Origin of the sequence: Mesorhizobium sp. B2-3-4, assembly GCF_006442315.1 — a bacterium.
GTDB lineage: Bacteria > Pseudomonadota > Alphaproteobacteria > Rhizobiales > Rhizobiaceae > Mesorhizobium.
This window is the reverse complement of sequence record NZ_VFVY01000020.1, coordinates 97,147-121,709: the sequence shown is the minus strand read 5'-3', so window position 1 is coordinate 121,709 and position 24,563 is coordinate 97,147. Positions and strand designations below refer to the sequence as shown.

At 64.7% G+C, this 24,563-nt stretch carries 22 protein-coding genes; 5 read left to right on the top strand and 17 right to left on the bottom strand.

Translation table 11 applies throughout. The features are described from left to right. Window positions 1-9 precede the first annotated feature (9 nt). Window positions 10-1,107, bottom strand: a complete 1,098-nt coding sequence (locus tag FJ967_RS25970; RefSeq protein ID WP_140735156.1) for an isocitrate/isopropylmalate dehydrogenase family protein — start codon at window positions 1,105-1,107, stop codon at window positions 10-12. 25 nt (window positions 1,108-1,132) lie between these two features. Then, on the bottom strand, window positions 1,133-1,876 hold the full coding sequence (locus FJ967_RS25965; protein WP_140735154.1) for a glucose 1-dehydrogenase: 744 nt from the start codon (window positions 1,874-1,876) through the stop codon (window positions 1,133-1,135). A gap of 142 nt (window positions 1,877-2,018) precedes the next feature. Here FJ967_RS25965 and FJ967_RS25960 point away from each other — a divergent pair, with 142 nt between their 5' ends. Continuing rightward, the gene (locus tag FJ967_RS25960; RefSeq protein WP_140735152.1) at window positions 2,019-3,515 is read left to right on the top strand and encodes an aldehyde dehydrogenase family protein; all 1,497 of its coding nucleotides are present in this window, start codon (window positions 2,019-2,021) and stop codon (window positions 3,513-3,515) included. A 157-nt stretch (window positions 3,516-3,672) separates the two neighbouring features. Here the strand turns inward: FJ967_RS25960 and FJ967_RS25955 are convergent, their stop codons facing one another. The 7 genes from FJ967_RS25955 to FJ967_RS25925 all read right to left on the bottom strand — a co-directional run bounded on the left by FJ967_RS25955 (window position 3,673) and on the right by FJ967_RS25925 (window position 11,864). Then, complete coding sequence (locus FJ967_RS25955; RefSeq protein ID WP_140735150.1) at window positions 3,673-3,960, bottom strand: GIY-YIG nuclease family protein; 288 nt, start codon at window positions 3,958-3,960, stop codon at window positions 3,673-3,675. Window positions 3,961-4,114: 154 nt separating this feature from the next. After that, window positions 4,115-5,011, bottom strand: coding sequence for a LysR family transcriptional regulator (locus FJ967_RS25950; protein WP_140735148.1), 897 nt, complete (start codon window positions 5,009-5,011; stop codon window positions 4,115-4,117). A 123-nt stretch (window positions 5,012-5,134) separates the two neighbouring features. Then, on the bottom strand, window positions 5,135-6,634 hold the full coding sequence (locus FJ967_RS25945; RefSeq protein ID WP_140735146.1) for a sugar ABC transporter ATP-binding protein: 1,500 nt from the start codon (window positions 6,632-6,634) through the stop codon (window positions 5,135-5,137). Between the two features lie 3 nt (window positions 6,635-6,637). Then, window positions 6,638-7,732 (bottom strand): strictosidine synthase, encoded by a 1,095-nt coding sequence (locus FJ967_RS25940; protein ID WP_140735144.1) that lies wholly within the window; start codon window positions 7,730-7,732, stop codon window positions 6,638-6,640. Beyond that, complete coding sequence (locus FJ967_RS25935) at window positions 7,729-9,846, bottom strand: SMP-30/gluconolactonase/LRE family protein (protein ID WP_140735142.1); 2,118 nt, start codon at window positions 9,844-9,846, stop codon at window positions 7,729-7,731. Before FJ967_RS25935 ends, FJ967_RS25940 begins: the two co-directional genes overlap by 4 nt. 12 nt (window positions 9,847-9,858) lie before the next feature. Further along, window positions 9,859-10,875 (bottom strand): sugar ABC transporter substrate-binding protein, encoded by a 1,017-nt coding sequence (locus tag FJ967_RS25930; protein WP_140735140.1) that lies wholly within the window; start codon window positions 10,873-10,875, stop codon window positions 9,859-9,861. A 35-nt stretch (window positions 10,876-10,910) separates the two neighbouring features. Next, the gene (locus FJ967_RS25925; protein ID WP_246675389.1) at window positions 10,911-11,864 is read right to left on the bottom strand and encodes an ABC transporter permease; all 954 of its coding nucleotides are present in this window, start codon (window positions 11,862-11,864) and stop codon (window positions 10,911-10,913) included. A 310-nt stretch (window positions 11,865-12,174) separates the two neighbouring features. On the opposite strand from FJ967_RS25925, the gene FJ967_RS25920 reads away from it, so the two are divergent. Beyond that, a complete protein-coding gene (locus FJ967_RS25920) occupies window positions 12,175-12,447 on the top strand; it encodes a hypothetical protein (protein ID WP_140735136.1) in 273 nt (90 codons plus the stop codon). Here FJ967_RS25920 and FJ967_RS25915 read toward each other — a convergent pair. Next, complete coding sequence (locus FJ967_RS25915) at window positions 12,422-12,952, bottom strand: peptide deformylase (RefSeq protein ID WP_140735134.1); 531 nt, start codon at window positions 12,950-12,952, stop codon at window positions 12,422-12,424. The two genes, FJ967_RS25920 and FJ967_RS25915, sit on opposite strands and share 26 nt — an antisense overlap. Before the next feature lie 82 nt (window positions 12,953-13,034). Beyond that, window positions 13,035-14,120 carry a CaiB/BaiF CoA-transferase family protein gene (locus FJ967_RS25910; RefSeq protein ID WP_140735132.1) on the bottom strand — a complete coding sequence of 362 codons (1,086 nt, stop codon included), beginning with the start codon at window positions 14,118-14,120 and terminating at the stop codon, window positions 13,035-13,037. Between the two features lie 106 nt (window positions 14,121-14,226). On the opposite strand from FJ967_RS25910, the gene FJ967_RS25905 reads away from it, so the two are divergent. After that, window positions 14,227-15,249, top strand: a complete 1,023-nt coding sequence (locus tag FJ967_RS25905) for an LLM class flavin-dependent oxidoreductase (RefSeq protein ID WP_181176145.1) — start codon at window positions 14,227-14,229, stop codon at window positions 15,247-15,249. Between the two features lie 48 nt (window positions 15,250-15,297). Further along, window positions 15,298-15,945 carry a ThuA domain-containing protein gene (locus FJ967_RS25900; RefSeq protein ID WP_140735128.1) on the top strand — a complete coding sequence of 216 codons (648 nt, stop codon included), beginning with the start codon at window positions 15,298-15,300 and terminating at the stop codon, window positions 15,943-15,945. On the opposite strand, the gene FJ967_RS25895 is transcribed toward FJ967_RS25900, so the two are convergent. Next, the gene (locus FJ967_RS25895; RefSeq protein WP_140735126.1) at window positions 15,946-16,365 is read right to left on the bottom strand and encodes a VOC family protein; all 420 of its coding nucleotides are present in this window, start codon (window positions 16,363-16,365) and stop codon (window positions 15,946-15,948) included. Window positions 16,366-16,965: 600 nt separating this feature from the next. Next, window positions 16,966-18,993: an amidase gene (locus FJ967_RS25885; protein ID WP_140735124.1), complete on the bottom strand. Its 2,028-nt coding sequence runs from the start codon at window positions 18,991-18,993 to the stop codon at window positions 16,966-16,968. Between the two features lie 30 nt (window positions 18,994-19,023). On the opposite strand from FJ967_RS25885, the gene FJ967_RS25880 reads away from it, so the two are divergent. Next, the gene (locus FJ967_RS25880; RefSeq protein ID WP_140735122.1) at window positions 19,024-20,385 is read left to right on the top strand and encodes a hypothetical protein; all 1,362 of its coding nucleotides are present in this window, start codon (window positions 19,024-19,026) and stop codon (window positions 20,383-20,385) included. An 18-nt stretch (window positions 20,386-20,403) separates the two neighbouring features. On the opposite strand, the gene FJ967_RS25875 is transcribed toward FJ967_RS25880, so the two are convergent. The 4 genes from FJ967_RS25875 to FJ967_RS25860 form a co-directional block, all read right to left on the bottom strand. Beyond that, the gene (locus FJ967_RS25875) at window positions 20,404-21,489 is read right to left on the bottom strand and encodes a Gfo/Idh/MocA family oxidoreductase (RefSeq protein WP_140735120.1); all 1,086 of its coding nucleotides are present in this window, start codon (window positions 21,487-21,489) and stop codon (window positions 20,404-20,406) included. Between the two features lie 70 nt (window positions 21,490-21,559). Beyond that, a complete protein-coding gene (locus tag FJ967_RS25870; protein WP_140735118.1) occupies window positions 21,560-22,324 on the bottom strand; it encodes an ATP-binding cassette domain-containing protein in 765 nt (254 codons plus the stop codon). Then, window positions 22,321-23,325, bottom strand: a complete 1,005-nt coding sequence (locus FJ967_RS25865) for an ABC transporter permease (RefSeq protein ID WP_140735116.1) — start codon at window positions 23,323-23,325, stop codon at window positions 22,321-22,323. Before FJ967_RS25865 ends, FJ967_RS25870 begins: the two co-directional genes overlap by 4 nt. Further along, the gene (locus tag FJ967_RS25860; RefSeq protein ID WP_140735114.1) at window positions 23,322-24,311 is read right to left on the bottom strand and encodes a substrate-binding domain-containing protein; all 990 of its coding nucleotides are present in this window, start codon (window positions 24,309-24,311) and stop codon (window positions 23,322-23,324) included. The genes FJ967_RS25865 and FJ967_RS25860 overlap by 4 nt, the downstream gene beginning before the upstream one ends. Between the last annotated feature and the right edge of the window lie 252 nt (window positions 24,312-24,563).

Below are 24,563 nucleotides of genomic sequence, written 5' to 3'. Positions count from 1 at the left end.
TTGCGCGGCTCATGCCTGGCCCGCGAGGCGCCCGCACACGGCCTGGGTAATCTCGCGGGTCGAGGACGATCCCTTGAGATCGGCGCTGAGCAGGCCACCGGCAAGGCAGGCTTCGGTGACGGCGCGGATGCGGTCGGCTGCCCGGTTGAGCTTTGCATCGACATGCTTGTGACCGAGCCAGTCGAGCATGGAGGCGGCCGACAGGATCGTGCCGTAGGGATTGGCGATGCCTTTGCCGGCAATATCCGGCGCGGAGCCATGCGCGGCCTGGAAGAAGCCGTTTTTCTCGCCGATCTCGGCCGACGGCGCCATGCCCATGCCGCCGACCGTGGCGGCGGCAAGGTCGGACAGGATGTCGCCGAACATGTTCTCCGAGACGATGACGTTGAAATGGCCGGGTTTCAGCACGAGATGCATGGCCATGGCGTCGACCAGCGCATGTTCGGTGGCGATGTCGGGGTAGTCCTTGGCCACCCCGTCGAAGACGGAGCGGAAGAAGGCGTAGCTGCGCAGCACATTGGCCTTGTCACAGCAGGTCACCCGGCGCACGCCGTCGCGCGGCGCGCCGTTGGACTGGCGGGCCAGTTCGAAGGCCTTGCGCACGATGCGCTCGATGCCGTCGCGGGTCTGCACCAGCGTGTCGACGGCGACTTCGCCACGCAGCAGGGCGCCCGAACCGCGCGCGGCGTAAAGCCCTTCGCTGTTCTCGCGCAGGATGATGTAGTCGATGTCGCCGGCCTTGATGCCGCTCAATGGACTTTGCACGCCCTCGAACAGCCTGATCGGGCGGATATTGGCATAGAGGTCGAGCTCGAAGCGCAGCTTCAGCGTGAAGTCGAGGCCGGCTTCGGTGCCGTCCGGGTGCACGACACCGGGCAGGCCGCCGGCGCCGTGGAGGATCGCATCGGCGTTCCGGCAGGCCTGAAAGGTCGGCTCGGGAAAGCTCTGTCCTGTCTTGAGGAAATGCTCCGCGCCGGCCGGATAGTCCGTGAAGCGCAGGGGATTGCCCGGCCCAAGCGCCGCCTTCAGCACCTCCACCGTTGCGGCGCAGACTTCAGGGCCGATGCCATCGCCATGCACCACCGCGATTTCGTAAGTTTCCTTCATCGGTGGGCACCCATATCCCTGAGCCTCAGATGCACTTGCCACCATCGACGTTGAGGTCGACGCCGGTGATCATGCTGGCCTCGTCGGAGCACAGGAAAGCCGCCGCATTGCCCATGTCCTGCGGCGTCGACAGGCGGCCGATGGGAATGGTGGCGATGACGCGGGCGCGGTTCTCCTCGCCCGAGCCGATGAAGGTGGAGAGCAGCGGCGTGTCGCCGGCAACCGGATTGATGGCGTTGACGCGGATGCCGAAGGGGGCGAGCTCCACCGCCATAGCCCGGGTGGCGGCGATCGCCCAGCCCTTGGAGGCATTGTACCAGGTGAGGTTCGGACGCGGCGAGACGCCGCCGGTCGAGGCGACGTTGAGGATGGCGCCCGCCTTGATCGATTTGAAATGCGGCACCACGGCACGCGCGCCATTGTAGATCGAGCGCATGTTGACGTTGGCGATCCTGTCGAACAGGCCTTCTTCCATGGTCTCCAGAGGCAGCGGCGGCTGTGCCACGCCGGCATTGTTGACGAGGATGTCGAGGCCGCCAAAGGCGGAGCGGGCAAGATCGGCGGCGGCGGCGAAACTCTCCAGCGCCGAGACATCGCCGGCGATCGGCCGCACATTCTGGCCGACCTCTCCTGCGACACGGGAGGCGGCTCCTTCGTCGCGATCCATCAGCACGACCAGCGCGCCTTCCTCGACGAACTTTCTGACGATGCCTTCGCCGAATCCCGAACCGCCGCCGGTGACGATGGCGACCTTGGCTGCAAGTCTCATATCCGTTCCTCCGTTGGCCAAACCATCGGGGAAGTCGCGGCAATTGCACAGTCCGATTATCTGAACGCCCTTTTAGCTTTCCTTGTTTGAGGTCGCCCGTACCGGGCGTAATAGTCGCAGCGGAATTGCCGAGGAGGAGAAGATGACGCTGAATTTCGACCCGAGGGCGAAGGCCATGACGCTCTACCATGGCGAATTCCGGCCGATGTTCATCGGCGGCAAGTGGGTCGCGGCGCAATCCGGTGCGGTGATGCAAGCGCTGAACCCGGCCACGGGCGAGGTGCTGGCCACGGTGCCACGTGGCGGCGCCGCCGATATCGATGCGGCGGTGGCAGCAGCCCGCGCGGCCTTCGAAGGCCCGTGGTCGAAATTCTCGCCCTACGAGCGGCAGTGCGTGCTGCTCAGGATCGCCGATCTGTTCGAGACGCATTGGGAAGAACTCAGCGTTTCCGACACGCTCGACATGGGGCTGCCGATCACGCGCACGCTGGCCAACCGGCGTCGGGTCATCGGCATGTTGCGTTTCTATGGCGGCATGGCGACTGCCTTGCACGGCGAGACGATCGACAATTCCATTCCCGGCGAGATCGTCTCCTTCACAAGGCGCGAGCCGATCGGCGTGGTGGGCGCGATCATCCCGTGGAATGCGCCGACAGCGGCCTCGATCTGGAAGATTGCGCCGGCGCTCGCCACCGGCTGCACCATCGTGCTGAAGCCTTCCGAGGACGCGTCGCTGACGCCGCTGCTGATCGCCAGGCTGATGCAGGAAGCCGGCGTTCCCGACGGTGTCGTCAACATCGTCACCGGTACCGGCGCGGAGGCCGGGGCACGGCTCGCCGAACATCCCGACGTCAACAAGATCGTCTTCACTGGCTCGACTTTGACCGGCCAGGCTATCGCCCGGGCCGGCGTCACCAACCTCAAGCGTGTTTCGCTGGAACTCGGCGGCAAGTCGCCGGTGATCGTCTGCCGCGATGCCGACATCGACAAGGCCGTGCCTGTGGCGGCGATGTCGGTGTTCGTGCATTCGGGACAGATCTGCATCGCCGGCTCGCGGCTGTTCGTGGCGCGCGAAATCCATGACGAATTCGTGCGCCGGCTGGCCGAGTTCGCCGGCAAGCTGCGCATCGGCCATGGCATCGAGGCGGAGACGGAAATCGGGCCGCTCATCAATGCCAGGCAGGCCGGCAAGGTCGAGGGCTATATCAAGGCCGGTAGCGACGAAGGCGCCGAACTGATCGCCGGCGGCTCGCGGCTGACGGGCGCGCTCTACGATGGTGGCAACTTTATCGCGCCGACCGTCTTCGGCGCGGTGTCGGACAAGATGACGATCGCGCGGGAGGAGATTTTCGGACCGGTGATTTCGGCGATGCCCTTCGACACGCTGGACGAGGCGGTCGCGCGTGCCAATGCGACACCTTATGGGCTGGCGGCCGGCATCTTCACCACCAATCTCGGCACCGCGCACAAGCTGGCCAAGCGCGTCAAGGCCGGCTCGGTCTGGGTCAATATGTACCATGCCATCGACCCGGCCGTGCCGTTCGGCGGCATGAAGATGTCAGGCTATGGCCGCGAGGGCGGCGTCGAGCATCTGCATGAGTATCTGGAAACCAAGGCGGTCTGGATTCAGACCGACTGACGGGTGTACCGATATTCAGGTGAGGGCGGCCTGCGAGTGGCCGACAACTGCGCTTCCCCAGCGTTCGTCATCCTAGGGCGAAGCAAGGAGCGAAGCGACGCGCGCAGACCCTAGGATCCATTCCGTGACATCAAGGCGTTGCGACGGTGCAGAACGGTCACCACCCGGTTCCGCGGAAAAGCTCAAACCAATCTGGATTCGCTTTCTCGATGAGGTCAATCTTCCACTGTCTTAACCAGCGCTTCAGTGATTTTTCTCGCTGAATAGCATCGGTGATATCGAAATATTCTTCGTACCAGACCAGCCGCTGCACGCCGTACCGACTGGTGAACTGCGACCCTTGCCCGGACTTGTGTTCGGGCATGCGGCGGCCAAGATCATTGGTGACGCCGATATAGATCGTGCCGCGCTTCTTACCTGAGGTCATGTAGACATAGCCGGTCATCGACTGACGTTAGCTGTCAAAGCGAGCGCCTTCTATCCTGGACCGCAGCATTTTTCGACCGACGTCACGGAATGGATCCTAGGGTCTGCGCGCGTCGCTTCGCTCCTTGCTTCGCCCTAGGATGACGAAGTAGGGGGGGCTTTTCTGATCTCAATCAATGTGCCAGTTCGCGCAGGTTGGTGCGGATGAGGTTCATCAGCTGTTCGGAGAAGGAGTGGTGCACGTAGCCGCGCGCGGTGATGATGCCGACGGAGCGGTGGGCGTCGCGATGGTCGATCGGCACGACGCGCATGCGCTCGTCATTGCGCGAGATGGCGATGCCGGGCACGACGCAGACGCCCAGTCCCGAACACACCAGCGCCACCGCCGTCTGGGCGCTCTCGACCTCGTATTGCGGCTTGAGCTCGATGCCCTCCGCCGCCGTCAGCCGGTCGACGAGGCCGCGCACCGCCGTCTTGCGATTGAGCAGGATGAGCGGGAAGCGTTGCAGGTCGGACAAAAGCAGCTTCTTTTCGCCGCCATGGATTTCGGTGGGAATGCAGGCCATCAGCGGATCGTCGAGGATCGATTCGAACTGGAAGTCCGTCAGGTTCGGCAATTCGGGGCCGATATAGAACTCGACTTCCTGCTGTTGCAGCAGGCTGAGTGCCGCCTGCGGCGGCAGTTCGATGACCTCGACGATCGAGCGGGGATAGCGCAGCTTGAAGGTGGCCAGGATGTCGCCCAGCCGGCTTGCCGCAAGGGTGGGCGCGCAGGCGATCTGCACCTTGCCCTTGCGGCGCGCGGCGATCTCGGTCAGCCGGTCGAGGCTGGTCTGCACCTGCGACATGGCGTTGGCGATCTCCTCGAACAGGATCTGCCCCTCCGGCGTCAGGCTGGCGCGCTGCGCGGTGCGGATGAAGAGCGAGATGCCGATCTGTTCCTCGAGATCGCGGATCTGCATGGAGACGGCCGATGGCGAGCGGTTGCTCTCTTCGGCGGCGCGCCGGAAGCTGCCGTTTTCGGCGGCAAGCAGGAATGTCTGCAGAAGTTTGAGGTTGATGCTGGACATGTCCGTTCGGGCAGGTGATCTGGCCTCCTGACCTATTGAGACGCGGAAGTGATTGCAAGGCAATAGGCCGGGCCAGGCGTTGGTCCTGGATTAGCCAGCAAAGCTATCCGGTTCAGCCGGGGATCAATGGACCGCGGCGAACATGACGCGTTCCTCGGTCGCTTCCGACAACATCATCTCTTCCACCACACGGCCACGCTTGACTACCAGGATACGGTCGGAAACCGCAAGAATCTCAGGCAGATAGGACGAGATGACGACGACGGCCATGCCCTGGTCGGCGAGCTCGCTGATGAGCTGATGGATCTCGACGATGGCGCCGACGTCGACGCCGCGCGTCGGCTCGTCGAAAATCACCAGCTTCGGCTTCTGGATCAGCGATTTGGCGATCACGACCTTTTGCTGGTTGCCGCCGGAAAGCTCGATCATCCGGGCACGGTCGCTGATCTGGCGCAGGCTCAGCCGCTCGCCCCATTCGCGGGCGAGCTGCCTGGCGCGTGCCAGCGACACCATGGAGACCGGATTGGCGCCGTCGGTCAGTTCCCCCATCTGCAGGTTCTCGCCCGCCGTCATGGTTTCGAAGAAGCCGTCGACCTTGCGGTCCTCGGTGACATAGACGATGCCGTCGCGCACCGCGGGCCTGGGCACGCGGTAGCGCACCGACTTGCCGAGCAGGCGGATTTCGCCGCCATGGAAAATGTTGCGCTTCAACAGGCCGGCCACGACCTTGGCCATTTCCGTGCGGCCGGCGCCGACAAGACCGAACATGCCGGTGACCTGGCCCGAGAACACCGAGAAGGAGGAGTTGCGCACCAGGCCGGCGCAGGACAGGTTCTCGACCGAAAGCACCTTGTCGCCATAGGGGCGCGCCGTGCGCTTGACCTCGCCATGCAGCGTCTCGGTCAGCGTGCGGCCGACCATGGCCTGCACGATCGAGGCGCGCGTGAAGCCCTTGGCATCGCCGGACGCGACGATCTCGCCATCGCGCATGACGGTGATACGGTTGGCCACCGCAAGCGCTTCTTCCAGCGCATGGGTGATGAAGATCACCGCGATGCCTTCCTTCACCAGGCGCTGCAAAAGGTTGAAGAAGTGGCTCTTCTCCTCGGGCGTCAATGTCGCGGTCGGCTCGTCGAAGATGATGACGCGGGCCTTGTGGTGGACGGCGCGCGCGATCTCGACCATCTGCTTGTGCGCCGCACCCAGCGTGCTGACCTGCGCGGTCGGATCGACCTGGAAACCCATGCCGGCGAGGAACTGGCGCGCCTGGATGTAGAGGCCGCGCAGCCGGTTGAACATCTTCTCCTCGCCGAGATAGAGGTTCTGCGCCACCGTCATGGCCGGCACGAGATTGGTTTCCTGGAACACCATGGCGATGCCGGCGCGCAGGGCTTCGGCGGGTGTCGAAAAGGACACCTCCTTGCCGTCGAAGGTCATCTTGCCCTCGGTCAGCTTGAAGACGCCGGCCATCACCTTGGTCAAGGTCGACTTGCCGGCGCCGTTTTCGCCGAGCAGTGCGTGGATTTCGCCCTTGCGCAGGTCGAAATCGACGTTCTTGAAGGCGGGGATGCGCGAGAAGGCCTTGGCCGCGTTCCTGAGTTCGATGATGTTGGCGTCCGACATCGCTTAACCCCGCTTGCCGCCGGCGGCGGCGGCCACACGCACGATCCTGGAGCCGCCGCGCGAGGCGACGAGCAGGTCATCGCCCGCCTCGCAGGCGCTCAGCGTGCCGTGCACCTTGCCGTCGGCGCGGGAATGGAAGCTCGACAGCGGCTTCATGTTCTGGTCGCAATGCACCACCAGCCCGTAAGACCGGGTGACGGCGTAGGGCTTCAGCACGTTCATCTGCTTCAACTGGCTGCCTTGCATCGGCTCGCGATAGTCGCGCCACGAGCCGAGCGACGGCGCCATCCAGTAGGCTTCCGGGACTTCCGCCAGCATGCGCTTGCGGTAGGCCTCCTCGCGCAGGATGAACTCCACCAGCTGGTTGCGCACGGAATAGAAGGTCAGCCAGTAGCCGGCGTTGAAGGCCGGCGCGATGCGGGCTGGATAGGCCGGCAGATGTTCCAGCACGGGCAGCGTCGCCCTTGTGGCAAGGTCGATCGCCAGCACGCGGTGGCGCCAGGCTTCGGTGACGTAGACGCGGTTGGATCCGGTGGTGGCGATGCCGGCCGGCCAGGCGAGGCCGTCGCGGATCAGCTCCAGCCGGCCGCTTTTCAGATCGAGGCGCCAGAGCGAGCCGGACGCGTTCTTCTGCATCAGGTCGCGGCGCCAGCCGCTTGCCGGCAGCGTCCCCGAGCCGTTGGCCACCAGCAAGGTGTTGCTGTCGAGGAAGGTGAGGGCGGTGACGCAGGAGAGACGCCGGGCCTCGTCACCGGTTGCTTCACGCCCGTCATGCAGGCCGCCGCGAATGACGACGCCCTTGCCGTCGATGGCCATCGCGGTCATGCCGCGGGCATGGGCAAGGGCCGTGATGTCGCCGGGAAATTCCTGCAGCGTCTCGGCATGGCCGTCGGCGCCGAAGCGCATCAGCCGGTTCGCGCTGCTGGCCAGGATGCCCTTGTCGGTGCGCACGAGATTGTCGGCCTCGGCGAGACCGGCAAATGGCTCGGCCTCTTCCAGCCTCTGGTTGGGCAGGAGCGGGCCGTCGAGGGTCGGCACCGTGACGGCCCAATCGCCACGGCCGAGGAAGCGGTCAAAAAGCTGGCTCAAACCGCTCATGGCTTCTTGCCCCAGTAGGAATCCGAGCTGAACCAGTCAGGATCGACGCCCTTTAGGGGCAGCGTGCCCATGCGGTTGTTGAAGATGCCGCAGAGATAGAGGATGCCCTTGTGCTCGCGCATCGAGGTGATCATCGGATGCTTCTCGCCGACCTGGTCCCACAGGCTTTCGAGGATCTGGCCGTTCTCGTCGAAGCGCAGCACGCAGCCGGTGTTGAGATTTGGCATCAGCCAGGCGTCCTCCGACACCCGCCGCGCCATGCGGCGGCGGAAGCCCGGCATTTCCAGCGACAGGTCGAGCGCCGGCGTGCGCATGCCCATCAGCGCCAGCCAGTAGGTGCCGTCGGAGGCGCGGTTGATGTTGTCGGGATAGCCCGGCAAACCTTCGAGAACGCGCTCGACCTTGCCCTTCTTGGGGCCGTCGAAATAGTAGCGGCTGATGCGGCAGGCCCAGCTTTCGGCGAACAGAACCGACTGGCCGTCGAAGGCCGTGCAGATGCCGTTCGGGAAGACGAGGTTGGACAAAAGCGTGCGCGTCGCGCCGGTCCGGGGATCGTGGACAATGATGCGGCCATTGCCGCGGCTTTCCAGCGCGTCGGCATACCAGTCGTGCATCTCGAAGCGCACGGTCGCCTCGGAGAAGACGATGCGGCCATCGGGCAGGATATCGCAGTCGTCGGCGAGCTTCATGGTGGAGTCGTCGACCACCGATGTCAGCGAACGGTTGGTCTCGGCCGTCAGCAGCTTGACATCGCCATTCGGGGCGACCCGGTAAAGGCCCATGCCGGCGACGCAGATGACCAGGTTGTCGTCGCGGTCGAAAGCCATGCCGAGAGGCGAGCCGCCAATATGGGCGAACACTTCGCTCTCGGTGTAATGCGGCGGCTGGAAGCGCAGTATGTCGCCCTGCCGGCTGCCGGTATAGAGGCGGTCCTGCCGGTCGAAGATCACATCCTCGGCGCCGTCGAGGAAGCCGAGGCCGATGACGCCGACGTCCTTCAGCCGGTCGTTCACCGCCATTGGCGCGCCGGGCGCCGTCGAGATCGCCTGCGGCATCTTGGCGAAGGTCGGCGAGATGTAGACGCTGCGCAGGATCTTGTGGCGGTTCTTGACCCAGCGGACGTCGAGCAGCACCGAGAGCAGCAGCACGAAGCCGAGGATCAGGAAGTTGACGGGGCCGGGCACGGCGAGCGCAAGCAGGCTGTTCGACAGGACGAGCACGAAGACGGTGCCCATCAGCGCCTTGGCGACCGAGCCGCGCCCGCCGCCCAGAGAAATGCCGCCGAGCACGGTGGCGGTCAGCACCTGCAGTTCGAGCCCGGTCCCGATGTCGGAAGCCGCGCTGCCGATGCGGGCCGAGAAGAAGAAGCCGGAGAGCGCCACCAGCACCGAGCAGAGCACATAGGCGCTGAACAGGGTGAAGCGCACATTGATGCCGGCATTGTAGGCGGAGCGGCGCGCGCCGCCGACCGCGAACAGGCGCCAGCCATAGCGGGCGCGCGACAGGACGAGGTGGATCGCCAGCGCGATGACGACAAAGACGACGAAGGAGGTCGGCACGCCCCAGATCGTGCCGAAGCCGAGGAAATCATAGGCCGGCGAATCCGGGCCGCTGGTGACGATGGGCGTCGAGACCTGCGGGAAGACGATGTCGAAGGTCGAGCGGTAGATGATGAGCGTGACCAGCGTGGTGAGGAACGCCCGCATGCGCAGGAAGCCGACCAGGAAGCCGTTGATGGCGCCGCAGACGACGCCGAGGCCAAGGCATGCCAGCAGGCCAACCCCAAAGCTCCACTGCTCGACATTCATGCCGTAGAGCGTGACCAGCACGGCGAGCGCGAAGGTCGAGCCGACCGACAGGTCGATGCCGCCCGACACCATGACGATGGTCATGCCGAGCACGACCAGGCCAAGCTCGGCGGTCTGGCCGCTGAGGTTGGTCAGCGTCGTCAGGTCGAAGAAGCCCGGCACGATCGAGCCGAAAATCGCGCACAGGATCACCAGCGCCGTGAAGGGGATGACGCTGTCGATCCACTTCTTGGTCAGGATCTCCCCGACCACGTGGTCGGGGAGGAGGCGGTAGCGCCAGCGCACTAGGCTTTCGGCCAGGCTCATCAATGAAGTCCGTTACTTGAGCTCGTCCAGCTTCCAGCAGTTCCTGCCGGTTGCGTTGGTCTTGTCGACGCGGGTGATCGGGCCGAAGAAGATGGTCTTCTCGCTGCCGGCCTTGCGGTCGGGCTGCTGCAGCAGTTCGGAAATCTGCTGGGCGGCGATCTCGGCCTGGATCGGGGCGTTGAAGTTGAAGATCACGTCGAGCAGGCCGTTCTTGATGCTCTCGCAGCCGGTGGCGCTGCCGGCGCCATTGGTGACGATCGTCACCTGGTCCTGCTTGCCGGCGGCAACGACGGCTGCACCCGCGCCGACCTCGGCATTGTCCCAGATGCCCATGATGCCGCACAGGTCCGGATGCTGCTGAAGGACCGTCTCGGTGATCTGGCGGGCCTTTTCGCTCATGTAGTCGGCCGGCTGGTCGGAGACGAGCTGCAGCTCGGGATTGGCCTTCAGCACCTCGTCGATGCCGGTGCGCATGTAGATGTTGGCCGCGCCCGTCTGGACGCCGGCAAGCCAGACCACCTTGTGCGAGACGGCGTTCGGCCCGGTGCAGTGCTTGGCCAATTCGCCCATTTCGAGGCGGCCCATCTCGATCCAGTCATTGCCGACATAGGAGTCGGTCTGCGTCGCCGACTGCATGTTGACCTGCAGCACCTTGATGCCGGCGGCCTGCGCCTGCTTCAACAGGCGCGCATAGGTCTGGACATCGGGGTTCTGCACGATGATCAGGTCGGGCTTCTCGGCGATGGCGCCCTGCATGGCGCGGATGCCGGCATTGGTGTCGCCGGAGGGATCGCGCACTTCGAGGCTGAAGCCGTAGCGGGCGGCGTGCCGCTGCCACACCACCACCCAGGCCTGGTTGAGGTCCATGCCCTGCGAGATCGGCACGAAGATGACCTTCTTGCCCTTCAGCGCCTCGAGATAGGTCGAGCGGCCGACCTGGTCGGTTTCCTGTGCGGTGGTGACTTGCGCCGCACCCAGCAGCGTCAGCGCTGTCAGGCCCGCCAGCAGGCAGTTCTTGAACAGTTTCATTGGTTTCCTCCCTGATTTGATGTGAGTTCTTTGTTTCAGATGTCGCCGCTCTGCGAGGTCTGCTCGTCGCGGGGATTGATGATGGCGTCGATCGCCAGCGCGCCCAGCAGGATCACGCTCTTGATCAGGTTCTGGCTGGTGTAGCTGAAGTTCAGGATCGTCATGCCGTTGGTCAGGATGCCGACCAGGATGGTGCCGACGATGACGTTGCGCACGCCACCCTGGCCGCCGGAGAGGCCGATACCGCCTAGCACGACGACCAGCAGCACGTCGTAGATCAGGCTGGAATTGTAGAGGCGCGTGTCGATGCCGGTGACCAGCCCCAGCATGATGATGCCGGCGGTATAGGCAATGAGGGCGCTGATGACATATTGCGTTACGATGATCGGGCGCGTCGGCAGGCCGGTGGTGCGGGCCGCGTTCGGGTTGTCGCCGGTGGCATAGACCAGCCGGCCGAAGCGGGTCTTCCTGAGGAAGAAGCCCATGAGCGCGGCCACGGCGGCGAAGATGATGACGGACATCGGGATGCCCAGGATGGTGCCGTTGCCGACGAATTTCAGCCAGCCGATATCGGAGGGGGCATAGAGCACGTCGGACGCAAAGACGATGCGGCCGGAGCCGTAGACCGAGGAGGCGATCGCCAGGGTGGCGAAGATCGGCGGGATTTCGGCCACCGCCACCATGATGCCGGTGAACAGGCCGATGACCGCGACCAGGATGGCGCCGCAGATGACGGCCAGCGTGAAGTCGACGCCCCAGGTGGAGATCCAGATCGAGAAGGCGACGCCGACGACCATCACAGCCACCATGGTGAGATCGATGCCGCGGCCGACGACGATGAACCCCATGCCGACGGCAAGCGTGCCGAGGATCGAGACGTTCTTCAGAATGGCGAGGATGTTGCCCTGGCTCAGGAAATTGTTGAGCGTCGCCGAGAACACGACGAAGAGGACGGCCGAGATCGCCACGACGACGAGTTCCTGGGACATTTTGATGCCCGGGCGCGCGGTGTCGGATTTGCCCGAACCAGCCAATGTCCTACCTCCCTCGCTGCCAGCTCCAAGCGGCAGCCTGCCGGCAGCCCTGCCGTCCGGCAATTCCTCCGCAGCCTTGAGCCGGCTGCCTCCCACCAGACCATCGCGGCTCGGGGCGGCAGGGGCAATTTCGATTTTCTGATGCGCTGTGCAGTTCGGTCCGGACGCGGACGGCGCCATGGTCACGTCGCCTCACCCGGAACTTTTGTCTCTTTGACGATTTTCGCTATATTATGGACTTTAGGCAGTCAGGAAGGTTTTGCCGATGACCATGAAATCGCTTGCGATATGCGCTCTCGCACTGGCCGTGGGTTGCGGCGCGGCTTCTTCGGCGTTCGCCGGGACCAGGCATTACAAGCACATCGACCAGCAGCGCTATGTGCCGGCAGACGACAACCTCTTCGACTTCCTGTTCGGCGGCCCGCGCTATTATGACCAGCAGCTGTTCACCACCGGCGCAGGGCCATGTTCCTATGACCGTACAGGCCCCGATGGCTTTGCCATCAACCACATCAACGATCATCACTGCGGGAAATAGACTGTCGGGACGATCCCGCCAGCTTGCCGTAGCGCTTGATCAGCCGGTCGCGCCTCAGGCGTGAAAGCCTCTGAATCCAGAACAGCCCGTCGAGCTGGTCGATTTCGTGCTGGTGGCAAACCGCCAGCAGACCCTCTGCCTCCTCGACATGCTCGGCGCCGTCCAGGTCCTGGAAGCCGACGCTGACGCGGGCGTGGCGCTCCAGCTCCTCGGTCACGCCCGGCATCGAAATGCTGCCTTCGGTGTGACGGATCATCTCGGTCGAGGCCTCGACGATGGCCGGATTGACATAGATGGAGGGCTTGCCGGCGCCGGGCAGCTCGATGACGACGACACGCTGCAACACGCCGATATGCGAGCCGGTGATGCCGATGCCGGGCGCGGCACGCATGGTGTCGACGAGGTCCGCCGCCAGCTGCCGCAAATCCTCGTCGAAATGCCGGACGGGATCCGTGACGATCCGCAGAAGGGGGCTGGGGTATTTCACGATCGGCCGAACCGCCATGGAACCTCGTCCTGAATTTGCCAGCCATCTCAGGCAGCAGGCTGCCAGCGAACACTGGCTGGCATAGCCTACCACGGAGCCATCAAGGTTCCGCCAGCTCGGCACGGATTTCGGCGTCGTGCTCGCCGCGCGCGGGGCTTTTCGCCGGCATGCCGTGCGTCCATCCGGAAAAGCGTGGCGCGGCCGCAGCCTGCAAGGCGCCGTCCGCTGTCAGCCATGTGCCGCGCGCGGCCATGTGCGGATGCCGCGCCGCTTCATGGGGGCTGAGGACAGGTCCGACACAGGCGTCCGACCCTTCGAACAGCTTGACCCACTCGTCGCGTGGCCGCGTGGCAAAGATCGCCGCCAGCCGATCGCAAAGCCCGGGCCACAGATCGCGATCGAACTGGCTGGCGAATTGCGGATCGGCGGCAAGGCCAAGCCTGTCGAGGAAGAGGGCATAGAATTTCGGCTCCAGGCACTGGACGCTGATGAAGCCGCCGTCGGACGTGCGGTAGACGCGGCACCAGTGCGGCCCGTCGAGCAGGCCGCGGCCGCGCTCGGCGGCAAGCGCGCCGGACTGGCCGAGCGACATCAGCAGGTTCATCATGTGGGCCGAGCCGTCGACGATCGCGGCATCGACGATGGTGCCTTCGCCGGTGGCTCGGGCGCCGATGATGGCGGCCAGCATGCCGATCGCCAGATAGAGCGCGCCGCCGCCAATGTCGCCGACCAAAGTCGGCGGCGCCATGGGCGGTTCGCCCGGCGCGGAGGCGTACCAGAGCGCGCCGGACACGCCGGCATAATTCATGTCATGACCGGCTGTGTGGGCCAGCGGCCCCTCCTGGCCCCAGCCGGTCATGCGGCCATAGACCAGGCGCTTGTTGACCGCGAAGCAGTCTCGCGGGCCAAGCCCGAGACGTTCCATGACGCCGGGCCGGAACCCTTCGATCAGCCCGTCCGCGGTGGCGATCAGGCACGTCAGCACGGCCGCGTCGGCCTCATCCTTCAGGTCGAGCGCGATGGAGCGCTTGCCGCGATCGAGCAGCGAGCGCTCGGGCATGCCCGGCATCGATGCCTGCTTGCGATGGACGACGATGACGTCGGCGCCGAGGTCGGCGAAGAGCATGCCGGCGAAGGGCGCCGGCCCCAGCGCCTCGATCTCGACGATGCGGATCCCCTTCAGCATCCCACCCTCCATGGCGGTCAATCCCTTCGGCACGCCGAAAGGCGACGGTGTGTAACCCTGCTCTTTCGCCATTGAAGCATGTGCCGCCCGCATATACTTCATGACCATGAAAAAAATCGGTTTCCTGTCATTCGGGCACTGGACGCCCTCGTCGCAATCGCAGGTGCGCTCGGCTTCCGACGCGCTCTTGCAATCCATCGATCTTGCCGTCGCCGCCGAGCAGCTGGGCGCGGACGGCGCCTATTTCCGCGTGCATCATTTCGCACGCCAGCTTGCCTCGCCATTCCCGCTGCTGGCGGCGGTCGGCGCCAGGACCAGCCGCATCGAGATCGGCACGGCGGTCATCGACATGCGCTACGAGAACCCGCTCTACATGGCCGAGGACGCGGGAGCGGCCGACATCATCGCCGGTGGGCGACTGCAATTGGGCATCAGCCGTGGCTCACCCGAGCAGGTCATCGATGGCTGGCGCTATTTCGGCTATGTGCCGCAGGAGGGCCACAGCGAGGCCGACATGGCGCGCCATCACGCCGAGGTTTTCCTCGACACGTTGCGCGGCGAGGGTTTTGCCCAGCCCAATCCAAGACCGATGTTCCCCAACCCGCCCGGCCTGCTCAGGCTCGAGCCGCATTCGGAAGGCTTGCGCGAGCGCATCTGGTGGGGCGCGGCCACCAACGCAACCTCGGAATGGGCGGCCAAGCTCGGCATGAACTTGCAGAGCTCGACGCTGAAATTCGATGAGAGCGGCAAGCCGTTCCACGTCCAGCAGGCCGAGCAGATCCGCGCCTATCGCGAAGCCTGGAAGGCGGCCGGGCACAGCCACGAGCCGCGCGTCTCGGTCAGCCGCAGCATCTTCGCCCTGGTCGACGACCGCGACCGGGCCTATTTCGGGCGCGGCAATGAGAGCCGCGACCAGATCGGCTTCATCGAGGAGAACACGCGCGCCATCTTCGGCCGCAGCTACGCCGCCGAGCCTGACGTGCTGATCAGGGAACTGGCGCAGGACGAGGCGATCGCCGAGGCCGACACGCTGCTGCTCACCGTGCCCAACCAGCTCGGCGTCGACTACAACGCTCATGTGCTGGAAGCGATCCTGACCCATGTCGCGCCGGGGCTGGGCTGGCGCTGACGGCCGCGCCGTGTAACCATCCGCGGGGAGCAGGATGGAGTTCACGGCATGCAGAAGACGGCGTTGATTGCCTGGGGCGGCTGGGAAGGCCACACGCCTGAGCGCAGCGCCAAAATCGTGCGCGACATGCTGGAGCGCAATGGATTCACGGTGACGCTCGGCCATGGCACCGAAATGTTCGCCGATCCAAACCTTGCCTCATTCGATCTCATCGTACCCGTCATCACCATGTCGGCGATCGAAAAGGCCGAGTTGAGGAACCTGACGCAGGCCGTTCGCTGGGGAAGCGGGCTCGGCGGCTTTCACGGCACGATGGGCGACAGCTTCCGCAACGAGCCCGACTACCAGTTCATGACCGGCGGCCAGTGGGTCGCGCACCCCGGCGATATCATCGACTACACTGTCGTCATCTCAAGGCCGGACGATCCGATCACGAGCGGCGTCGGTGATTTCGCCTATCGGTCGGAGCAGTATTACATGCATGTCGATCCGGCCAACGACGTGCTGGCGACGACCAGCTTCACCGACGCGCATTTCCCAGGCCTTGGCGGCGTGGTCATGCCGGTGGTGTGGAAGCGCCGGTATGGCGCCGGCAAGGTCTTTTACAGTTCGCTCGGGCACACGGCGGATGAGTTCGCCGTGCCGGAAATGGCCACCATTGCCGAGCGTGGTCTGCTGTGGGCCGCGCGTGGATAGCTACCAGTCCGCTACCCGGTCGCCGCCGGTGAACTGCGCGCTCTTGCCGGTGTATTCGAAGAGTTCGATCTTCACGCCATTGGGGTCGCTGAGCCAGGCCTGGTAGGTGTCGTCACAGGCGAGCTTCCTGGCGGTGACCTCAACGCCCCTGGATGCGATGTGCGCGATCGCGGCGTCGATGTTCTCCACCTCCAGACAGAAATGGTTGATCTGGTTCGTCTCGCTGAACCTGGCTCCGTCCTTCTGGAAAACCTCGACATGGCTGCGGCCGCCGCAATCGAGGTAGAAACCGAACACCGCGCCGTCGCGCAGGAAATTGAACCGAATGTCCATGCCCAGGACATCGCGATAGAAGCGCCGTGTCTCTTCGAGGTCATTGGCGAAGATGCAGACATGGGCGAGTTGCTTGACCTTGATCATGGCTGATCCTTGAAGCTGTGCGGGGCCGCATGGTCGGTGCTGTAGCGGCGCAACACAAGCGGCGAGCGGGTCGGCCCGTCCTTTCATGCATTCTCACCGTTGAATGCTCCATCGGCGATGGCTGGAAAGCCGGTGAATCTGGCACTAATGTCCCCGTCGATGGCAATGGGCGAAATAGGAATGGATCATCAGCGGAGGGTGTTCTTGATCGGAGGGGGCACGGGCGGAGACGAGGAAGCCGTGTTTACACTGCATGTCGAGGGCGCAGTCTGCAGCTTGACATGTGCCTACCGGGACAAGGTGATCAAGGCGGAAGAGGAAGACTTTTTCGAAGCTCTGTTCCAGATCCGTCAGGCGCTGGAAGTCGATGGCTTACTGCCCTTCTGTTATGGAGCAAGTGCCAATGTCTATCCGGAAAACACGGTGATGGAGAAAAGTCGCGGATTGATAGCCTGCAAGGTGAAGGCGGGGCAATTTCCCAGGAGACCGATCTGGTCGACATATTTGATGATGGCGTCGACGTGGTTCCGGTTTTCGTCCATATGCAACAGGAATTTTGGGAAGAATGGCTGGCTTCGCTGCCTTCCTAATCGCCGGCGCTCATCCAATCCCGCCGGTCACCACATAGGCACCGGCGGCGCGGCCATCCTCCAGTCGCACGACCGCCGTCACGATCGACCCATAGGAGCCGCGCCAGACGCTGTGGACGCGCCGGTGCTCGGCGGCTGGAACGAGCGCGCGGCCAGTGAGGCGCGCGCCGGCCCGCCGCATCTCGACGGCCTGTCCATTGACATGCAACTGGACGTGGAGTCCCTCGTTGTCGGCCGCGTCATCGGGCAGGTCGAGCATGATGATGATCTCGTCCCTGTCGCCCGAAACCAGCGTCTCGGCAGCGAGCGTGATGGCGACCGCCGCGGTGTTGCTTCCGCCAGGCCGGACCGGCCGGCGCGAAAATGCCTCGCCCGCCAATTCCGGCGTGCGCGGCGGCCGGGCGCGGCGCCGCGTGGCGCGCTCGTAGTCGCCGGCCATGCGCAGCAGGTTTTCGTCGTCATAGGCCCTGGCGGCGAAGGTGAGGCCGACCGGCATGCCGATGTCGGCCATGGTGCCCATCGGCACGGTGACGGTCGGGATGCCGAAATGGCGCCAGACAAGATTGCCGTTGGCGACCCAGGTGCCGTTGCGCCAGGCAAGATCGGCGGACGCCTCGTCGATGTCGGCATCGGCCGGGCCGACATCGGCGGCGGCCGGCAGCACCACGGCATCGAGCCCGTTGGCGGCGAGCCAGTCCTCGAAATCGATGCGCCTTGTCGCTTCCAGCCCCTTCAGGCCCTCTTCCAGCGTCGGTATATCCCTGAACGGCGTGACGCCGGTTTTGGCGCGCTCGACATACTCCCTCAGGTCGAAGCCACCTTCGTAGCGGTCGGGCAGCGTGCCGGGCGGCTGCGGGAAGATTTTCGGGCCGTCGACCGAGGCGAGATCGGGCAGGGCCGGGTCGGCATTGGCGCGCAAAAAGTCGTCCCAACCCCAGATGCAGAGGTCCCAGAGTTCGCGGCCGGCGAAGTCCTGCGGCACCAGGCCGCGCTCGACCATGGTGTGTGCGCCGGGACGGTCGCGCTCGTAGTTGGAGACGACGGGAAAATCGACCTCGACCAATTCGGCGCCAAGCCGGGTAAGATCGGCTGCCGCCTGCTCCCAGAGATCAAGCACCGAGGGGCGGGTCTCGATCGGGGCATCGGCGCCGTCGTCGCGGCCGATATACATGCGCGGCACGCCGAGCCGCTTGCCTTTCAACGATCCCGCCAGTGGGAGATCGGTGTAGCGTTGCGGTCGTGACGCGGAGCTTTTGGGCAGGGCGACCCAGGGCTGCGCGCGCCAGAAATCGCCACGGGTTTCCGGGTCGTCTGCGACAATGACATCGAGAAGCTCCAGCATGTCGGGCACGCTGCGCGTGTGCGGCACCACCACGTCCATGGTCGGCACCAGCGGCCAGTTGCCGCGCACGGAAATCACGCCGCGCGAGGGTGTGTAGGCGACCAGCGCATTGTTGGTGGCCGGCGCGCGGCCGGACGACCAGGTCTCCTCGCCGAGCCCGAAGGCGCAGAAGCTGGCCGCCGTCGCGGTGCCCGAGCCGTTCGATGAGCCCGAGGCGAAGGCGGCGGTCAGGAAGTCGCCATTGTAGGGGCTTTCGGCGCGGCCATAGACGCCGCGCTGCATGCCGCCATTGGCCATGGGCGGCATGTTGGTGAGGCCGATCAGCACCGCGCCGCCGGCGCGCAGGCGGGCGATGGTGAAGGCGTCCTCATTGGCGACGAGATGCTCGAAGGCCGGCGAGCCGGCGGCGACAGTCAGGCCCCTGACCTTGTAGCTGTCCTTGGCGGTGTAGGGGATGCCGTCGAGCGGCCCGAGCAGGGTGCCGTTACGCCGACGTTGGTCGGAAGCTGCGGCCTCCTCGAACATATCGGGATTGAGCACCGGGACCGCGTTGAGGCTGATGCCATGCCGGTCGAAATGCGCGATGCGCCTGAGATACGCCGCGACCAGTTCGACGCTGGTGACGAGGCCGTCCTCCAGCGCGCGGCGCAGTTGGTCGATCGTTGCTTCTACGAGGTGCAGGCTGGCATCGGTCATCATTGGTTCCAGGGAGAGGCGGTATTGCGGATGGTCGACAGCGATCCTGCTTCATGCAGGGCGGCTGGGCAAGCAGCCGCGCCGTCCGCCAACGTGGCTTGCTCGCAATCAAAACATTACGTATTCCTGATCAAGGGGAGCATGAAAGATCGTCTGAACATCATACTTGTTCACGGCACATTCGCGCGGCATGCGAATTGGTGCAAGGAGAACTCATCGCTCCATAGCATGCTCGTGGGGGAGTTTCCCGACGCCGATATCAAGGTGTTCAACTGGTCCGGATTCAACCTGCACCGGGCGCGGCTCCGGGCAGGCAAGAACCTGGCGAACTTCGTTGCCCGCAATTTTGCCGAAGACGACGAGGCTCCGCTGATATTGATAGCCCACAGCCATGGGGGTGCCGTGGTCCAGTATTCGATGAGGAGCGAGACGGTGGCGCGACGGGCGTCCGGCGTCGTCACTTTAGCCACGCCGTTCTTTGTCGTCGAGGCGCGAAGCTTCACTCCCTTGCTTTACTGGATCGTGCGGCTTTTTGCCTTGCAGGCAATCTCATTGCTGGTCCTGGCAATGGTCGCCGCGATCACCCTGGTTGGTATCTATTCCGGCGATATCGTCGAGCGCATCCTCCACAGTGGCGGGTTCATCAATCTCGTGGCCTTGCCCATCCTGTACGGCTTGTTCAAGCTGTTGAAGGAGGTCTACCTGGGCTTCATCGCAAGCAAGACGGTAGCGATTGCGGAGAGACTGTCAAAGACGCAACTGGGTCTATTTGCGGAGCTGTGTCCGCCATCGATCAGTGGAATCCCGCTGCTTGCGTTTGCGCCAGTTGGCGACGAGGCGCGCAGGGCCCTCATTGGAACCTTCACTTTGAGCCGGACGCTCTCGAACCCGGTCTTTTTCATCTGCGGCGTCAGCCTGATCGTTCCCTATCTCGTTTTGTGGGTGATGTTTCGGCCCGACTATAGTGCAGACGAGATCATGACCCTGTACTTCTGGCTCGGTCTGCCCGCCGCCTTCCTGGCACTGCCCATCACCGCCGGCATCGCCCTTTTGCCGACGCTTGTGATTCCGCGCGCATTGCATGCGCCGGTATTCGGCGAGGAAGGCATCGTCGAGAATTTCCTGCTGTCCATTACCGCCGCGGCGACACCTGCCGCATGGGAGCCCGTTTCGGAGGAGGTGGTGAAGATCAAACCCGCATTTCTCAGCCTTCGGCATAGCTCGATCTACGAGGACAAAGGTACGCTGGCGGCCACCTCGACCTGGATAAGAAAAACCCTCGACCAGGGCAGCAAGGATGCGGCCCGGATAACAACTCCGGCCTATTCGATCGGCCCTTTCGCTTCGCCGAGCCAGCTTGTCGATTTCGTGTTGCCGCCGGACCGTCGGTAGTCGACTCCACGCGAGGCTTCAGCGCCGCCCGCTCTGCTTCATCTTCTCGATGATCCCGGCCATCAGCGCCAGGTCGCGGCGGGAGTCGGCGAGGTCGGTCAGTGGCCTGGTGCCTTCCTGGATATGGCGGTGGAAGGTTTCCAGTTCGTTGGAGAAGGCGTCGCCATAGAGCGGGCCGAAGCTCTTCGTCACCGGGCCGAGCGGGCCGGCCTCGGTCACCTCCAGCCGCGTCGGCAGGCTTCTGATATAGGGCGTGTCGTAGATGATGCGCACGCGCCTGGTGTTGGAGCGCACCTCGATCATGGCGTCGAACAGGCCGAGATCGTCGACCACCGCGTCGTACAGGCAAGCGAAGTGGCCGTAGTCGAAGGTGATCGAGGTGTTGGCGCCGCCATTGGTGCGGTGCGCTGAGACCACGCCCTTGGGCTCGCCAATAAGCCCGCGCATTGCCGAGATGTGGTGCGAGGACAGCGCCGTCAGCCCGCGATAGGCGCGCACCAGGTCCGCCGGCGCATCGGCGCCGACCACTTCGCGGATCAGCGCATCGCGCTCCCTGGCGCCGCGCGCCAGCAGGGCAGGGTCGATGTCGCCGGGATAGAGGACATTCTGGCTCTTCTTGAGGAAATGCCGGCCCTCCGAGATCAGATCGAAGATGCGGACATGGGTGATGTCGGCATGCGCTGGCAGCTCATCCCTGGCCGCGAGATAGGCCGGCGCGTAGCGACGCATGTAACCGACGAAAAGGGTTTTATTATAGGCCGGCATCAGCGCCAGCAGCTCATCTATCTCGCGCACCGTGAGACAAGCCGGCTTTTCCAGCAGGATGTGTTTGCCGGCCCGCATGGCGGCGCGCACGAAGCGGCTGTGGGTGTCGTCGGACGAGAGCACGAAGGCCACGTCGATGTCGGGTGATTCGATCAGCGCCTCGGCGGTTTGGTAAGCTTTCGCGGGTGCGTATTGGGAGGTGGCCAGCGAGACCAGGCTTGGCGAGACGTCGTACACGCCCGCGATCGACCAGCGGTCGCGCTGGTCGGCCAGGACAGGCAGATGGATCGACTGCGCGACCTCTCCAAGACCGACAAGTCCGACACGAAGTGGGTTCACTCGAAAAACTCCTTCCGATTTCATGCTCGGTGCCGGCCGTGCCGGCGGCCAGACGTGGATTTGATGGAGATCACGCCGCGCCGGTGACCAGCGCGACCAGTTCGTTGCCCGAGGTTTCGGCGGCGCGCACGGTCGCCGCCATCTTGCCGGCCCGCATCACCCAGATCTGGTCGGACAGGCGGCGCACCTGATCGAAATTGTGGCTGACCAGGATGACCGAGACCGATTGTTCGCGCAGGCGCCGGATCAGCGCCTCGACATTGGCGGTCTCCTGCACGCCGAGTGCCGCCGTCGGTTCGTCCATCACCACCAGCTTGGCGCCGGAGCCGACGGCGCGGCAGATCGAGATCGCCTGCCGCTGGCCGCCAGACAGGCGGCGCACGCGCTGGTTGATCGACGGCACGTTGATCGACAGGCGCGACAGCATCGAGCGCGCTTCGCGCTTCATCGCCTTGCGGTCGAGGAAGGCGAACGGGCCGATGCGGCGCACGATCTCGCGGTTGAGGAACAGGTTCTGCGCCACCGTCAGTTCGTCGATGAGCGCCAGGTTCTGGTGCACGGTCTCGATGCCGGCCTTGCGGGCGCCGTCGGGGTTGGAGAAGGGCTGCTCGCGGCCGTCGAACACGATCGAGCCGGTATCGGGCACATGCACGCCGACCAGGCAGCGGATCAGCGTCGACTTGCCGGCGCCATTGTCGCCGATGACGGCGGTGACCTCGCCGCGGCGCGCCTGGAAGGCGACATCGGTGAAGGCGCGCACGCCGCCAAAATGCTTGCTCATGCCCTGGCAGGCGATGATTGCATCGGAGGCGGGAAAGGGGAGGACGACGCTCATTTCTGGTACCGCATGATCAGCGCCGCCAGCACCACGATGGCGCCCACGGCGAGCGGTTGGTAGAAGGCCGAGACGCTGAGCAGCGTCAGCCCGTTGACGAGGGCGGTCAGCATCAGTGCGCCGATGGCCGGGCCCAGGATCGAGGCGCGGCCGCCGAAAAGGCTGACGCCGCCAAGCACCACGGCCGCCACGGAATTGAGCAGCAGGCTGGTGTTGATCAGGGGTTCAGCCGAACCGATGCGCGCCACCAAAAGGATGGCGGCGATACCGGCGCAGAAACCCGAGATGGTGTAGGCGGCGATCTTGACGCGGCCGGTGCGGATGCCGAGCGCGCCGGCGCTTTCGGCCTGGCCGCCGGTGGCGAGCAGATGAACGCCGAAGCGCGTGTGGTAGAGCACGACATGGGCCGCGACGACGGCCGCGATCGCCACCCAGACCGGATAGCCGAACGGACCGAACGAGCCCGAGGCGAGTTTCAAAAGGAAGGTAGAGCCGACCATGGTCGGTTCGCCGCCCGACAGGATGAGGCCAAGCCCCGTTATGGCCGACAGCGTGCCGAGCGTCACCACGAAGTCGGGAATTTTCCCGACGGTGATGATGAGGCCATTGAGGAAGCCGACGGCGCTGGTGGCAAGCAGTGCAAGCACGCAGGCGAGGACAATGCCGTAGCCGGCGGCGTTGACGAGGCCGAGAATGATGGCGCCGAGCATGACGGCCGCCGCCAGCGACAGGTCGATGCCTGATGTCGCCACGACGAAGGTCTGACCGATCGACAGCACGACCAGGATCGCGGATGCCAAGAGCAGCGCCTGCAGATTGGCGACGCTGAGGAAGACCGGCTGGGCGATGCCGAAGATGATGACGAGGCCGACCAGGCCGACGACGGATGCCCAGTCGGCCCAGAAGGAAGGATCAAGGAGGAGAGCCGACAGGGAGGGGCGGCTCTCCTCCGCCGCGCCAGCCGAATGGGCGGCGGGCGCGTTTTCGGTGGAATTGCTCACTTCAGTATCTCACGCAACGGATCGGGGTAGTCGCCGCCGGGGCGCGGGAAGTTCTTCAGCGAGGCCTCGGCATTGTCCTTGTTGATCAGGAGCACGGGCGCCGGCACATAGGCCGGCAGTTCCTTGCCCTTGACCGCCACCTTGCAAGCCTCGACGCCCATGGCGCCGACGACGTAAGGATATTGGGCGACGGTTGCGGAAAGCTCGCCCGCGGCGACCGATTTCAGCGCGTCGACGATGCCGTCGAGGCCGATCACCTTGACGTCCTTGCTGGAAGTCTGCACGGCGCGCTCGACGCCGAGCGCCATGATGTCGTTGGCGGCGAAGAAGCCGGCCAGATCCGGATGCGCCGCCAGAATGTCCGTGGCCGCCGTCAGCGCCTTTTCGCGATCCCAGTCGGCACTCACCATCACGACGACCTCGAGCTTGCCTTCGACGGCCTGCTTGAAGCCCTTGATGCGGGCGTTGGAGCCGACGTCGCCGACAATGCCAGCGACCAATGCGACCTTGGAGCCCTTCGGCACCAGCTTCAGCATTTCCTCGCCGGCCAGGGCACCGGCGGCGACGTTGTCGGTGCCGATATAGGTGGAGACGGTGAAGCCGGCGGCCTTGGCCTGCTCGGCGTCGATGGTCGAATCGATGTTGATGATCGGCTTCTTCTTCTGCGCCACCGGCACCAGCGCCTGAACCAGATTGGAAACGCTGATCGGGTTGACCAGGTAGCAGTCGAAATCCTGCAGCGCCATGGCGGTCAGCCGGTCGGCCTGGCCGGTGGCGTCGCCCATATTGGCGGCGGCCTGCACGGTGACGTCGACGCCGTCGGCCTGGGCCTGTTCCTCGATGCCCTTCTGCATGGTCTGGAAGAACGGGTTGTCGAGACCCTTGACGATGGCCGCGACCTTCGGTGCGTCCTCGGCATGGGCAGGCGCCATCATCGTCGTTGCAAGCAGGCCGGCGCCAATCGCCAGGCTATTGAACACGCGCATTGTCTTCCTCCTCCGAAATCCTTGGTTGCCGGCATGGTTTTCCGCGAGGCGATATCCGACAGCATGCAAGCAACCCCGATGCTTGCATTGAACGGACCGGCCGGGGCAGCGACCCCGGCTCAAGTCCCTTGCGTGTCAGGCATTGCTCCTCCCAGAGCGCTGACTTGATGCCGTGTCAGCATTTCCGCATGTTTCAGAAAAAATTGACACGCGTCAAGATTTAAAATTGTGCGCCGCGATTCTTGCGGCATG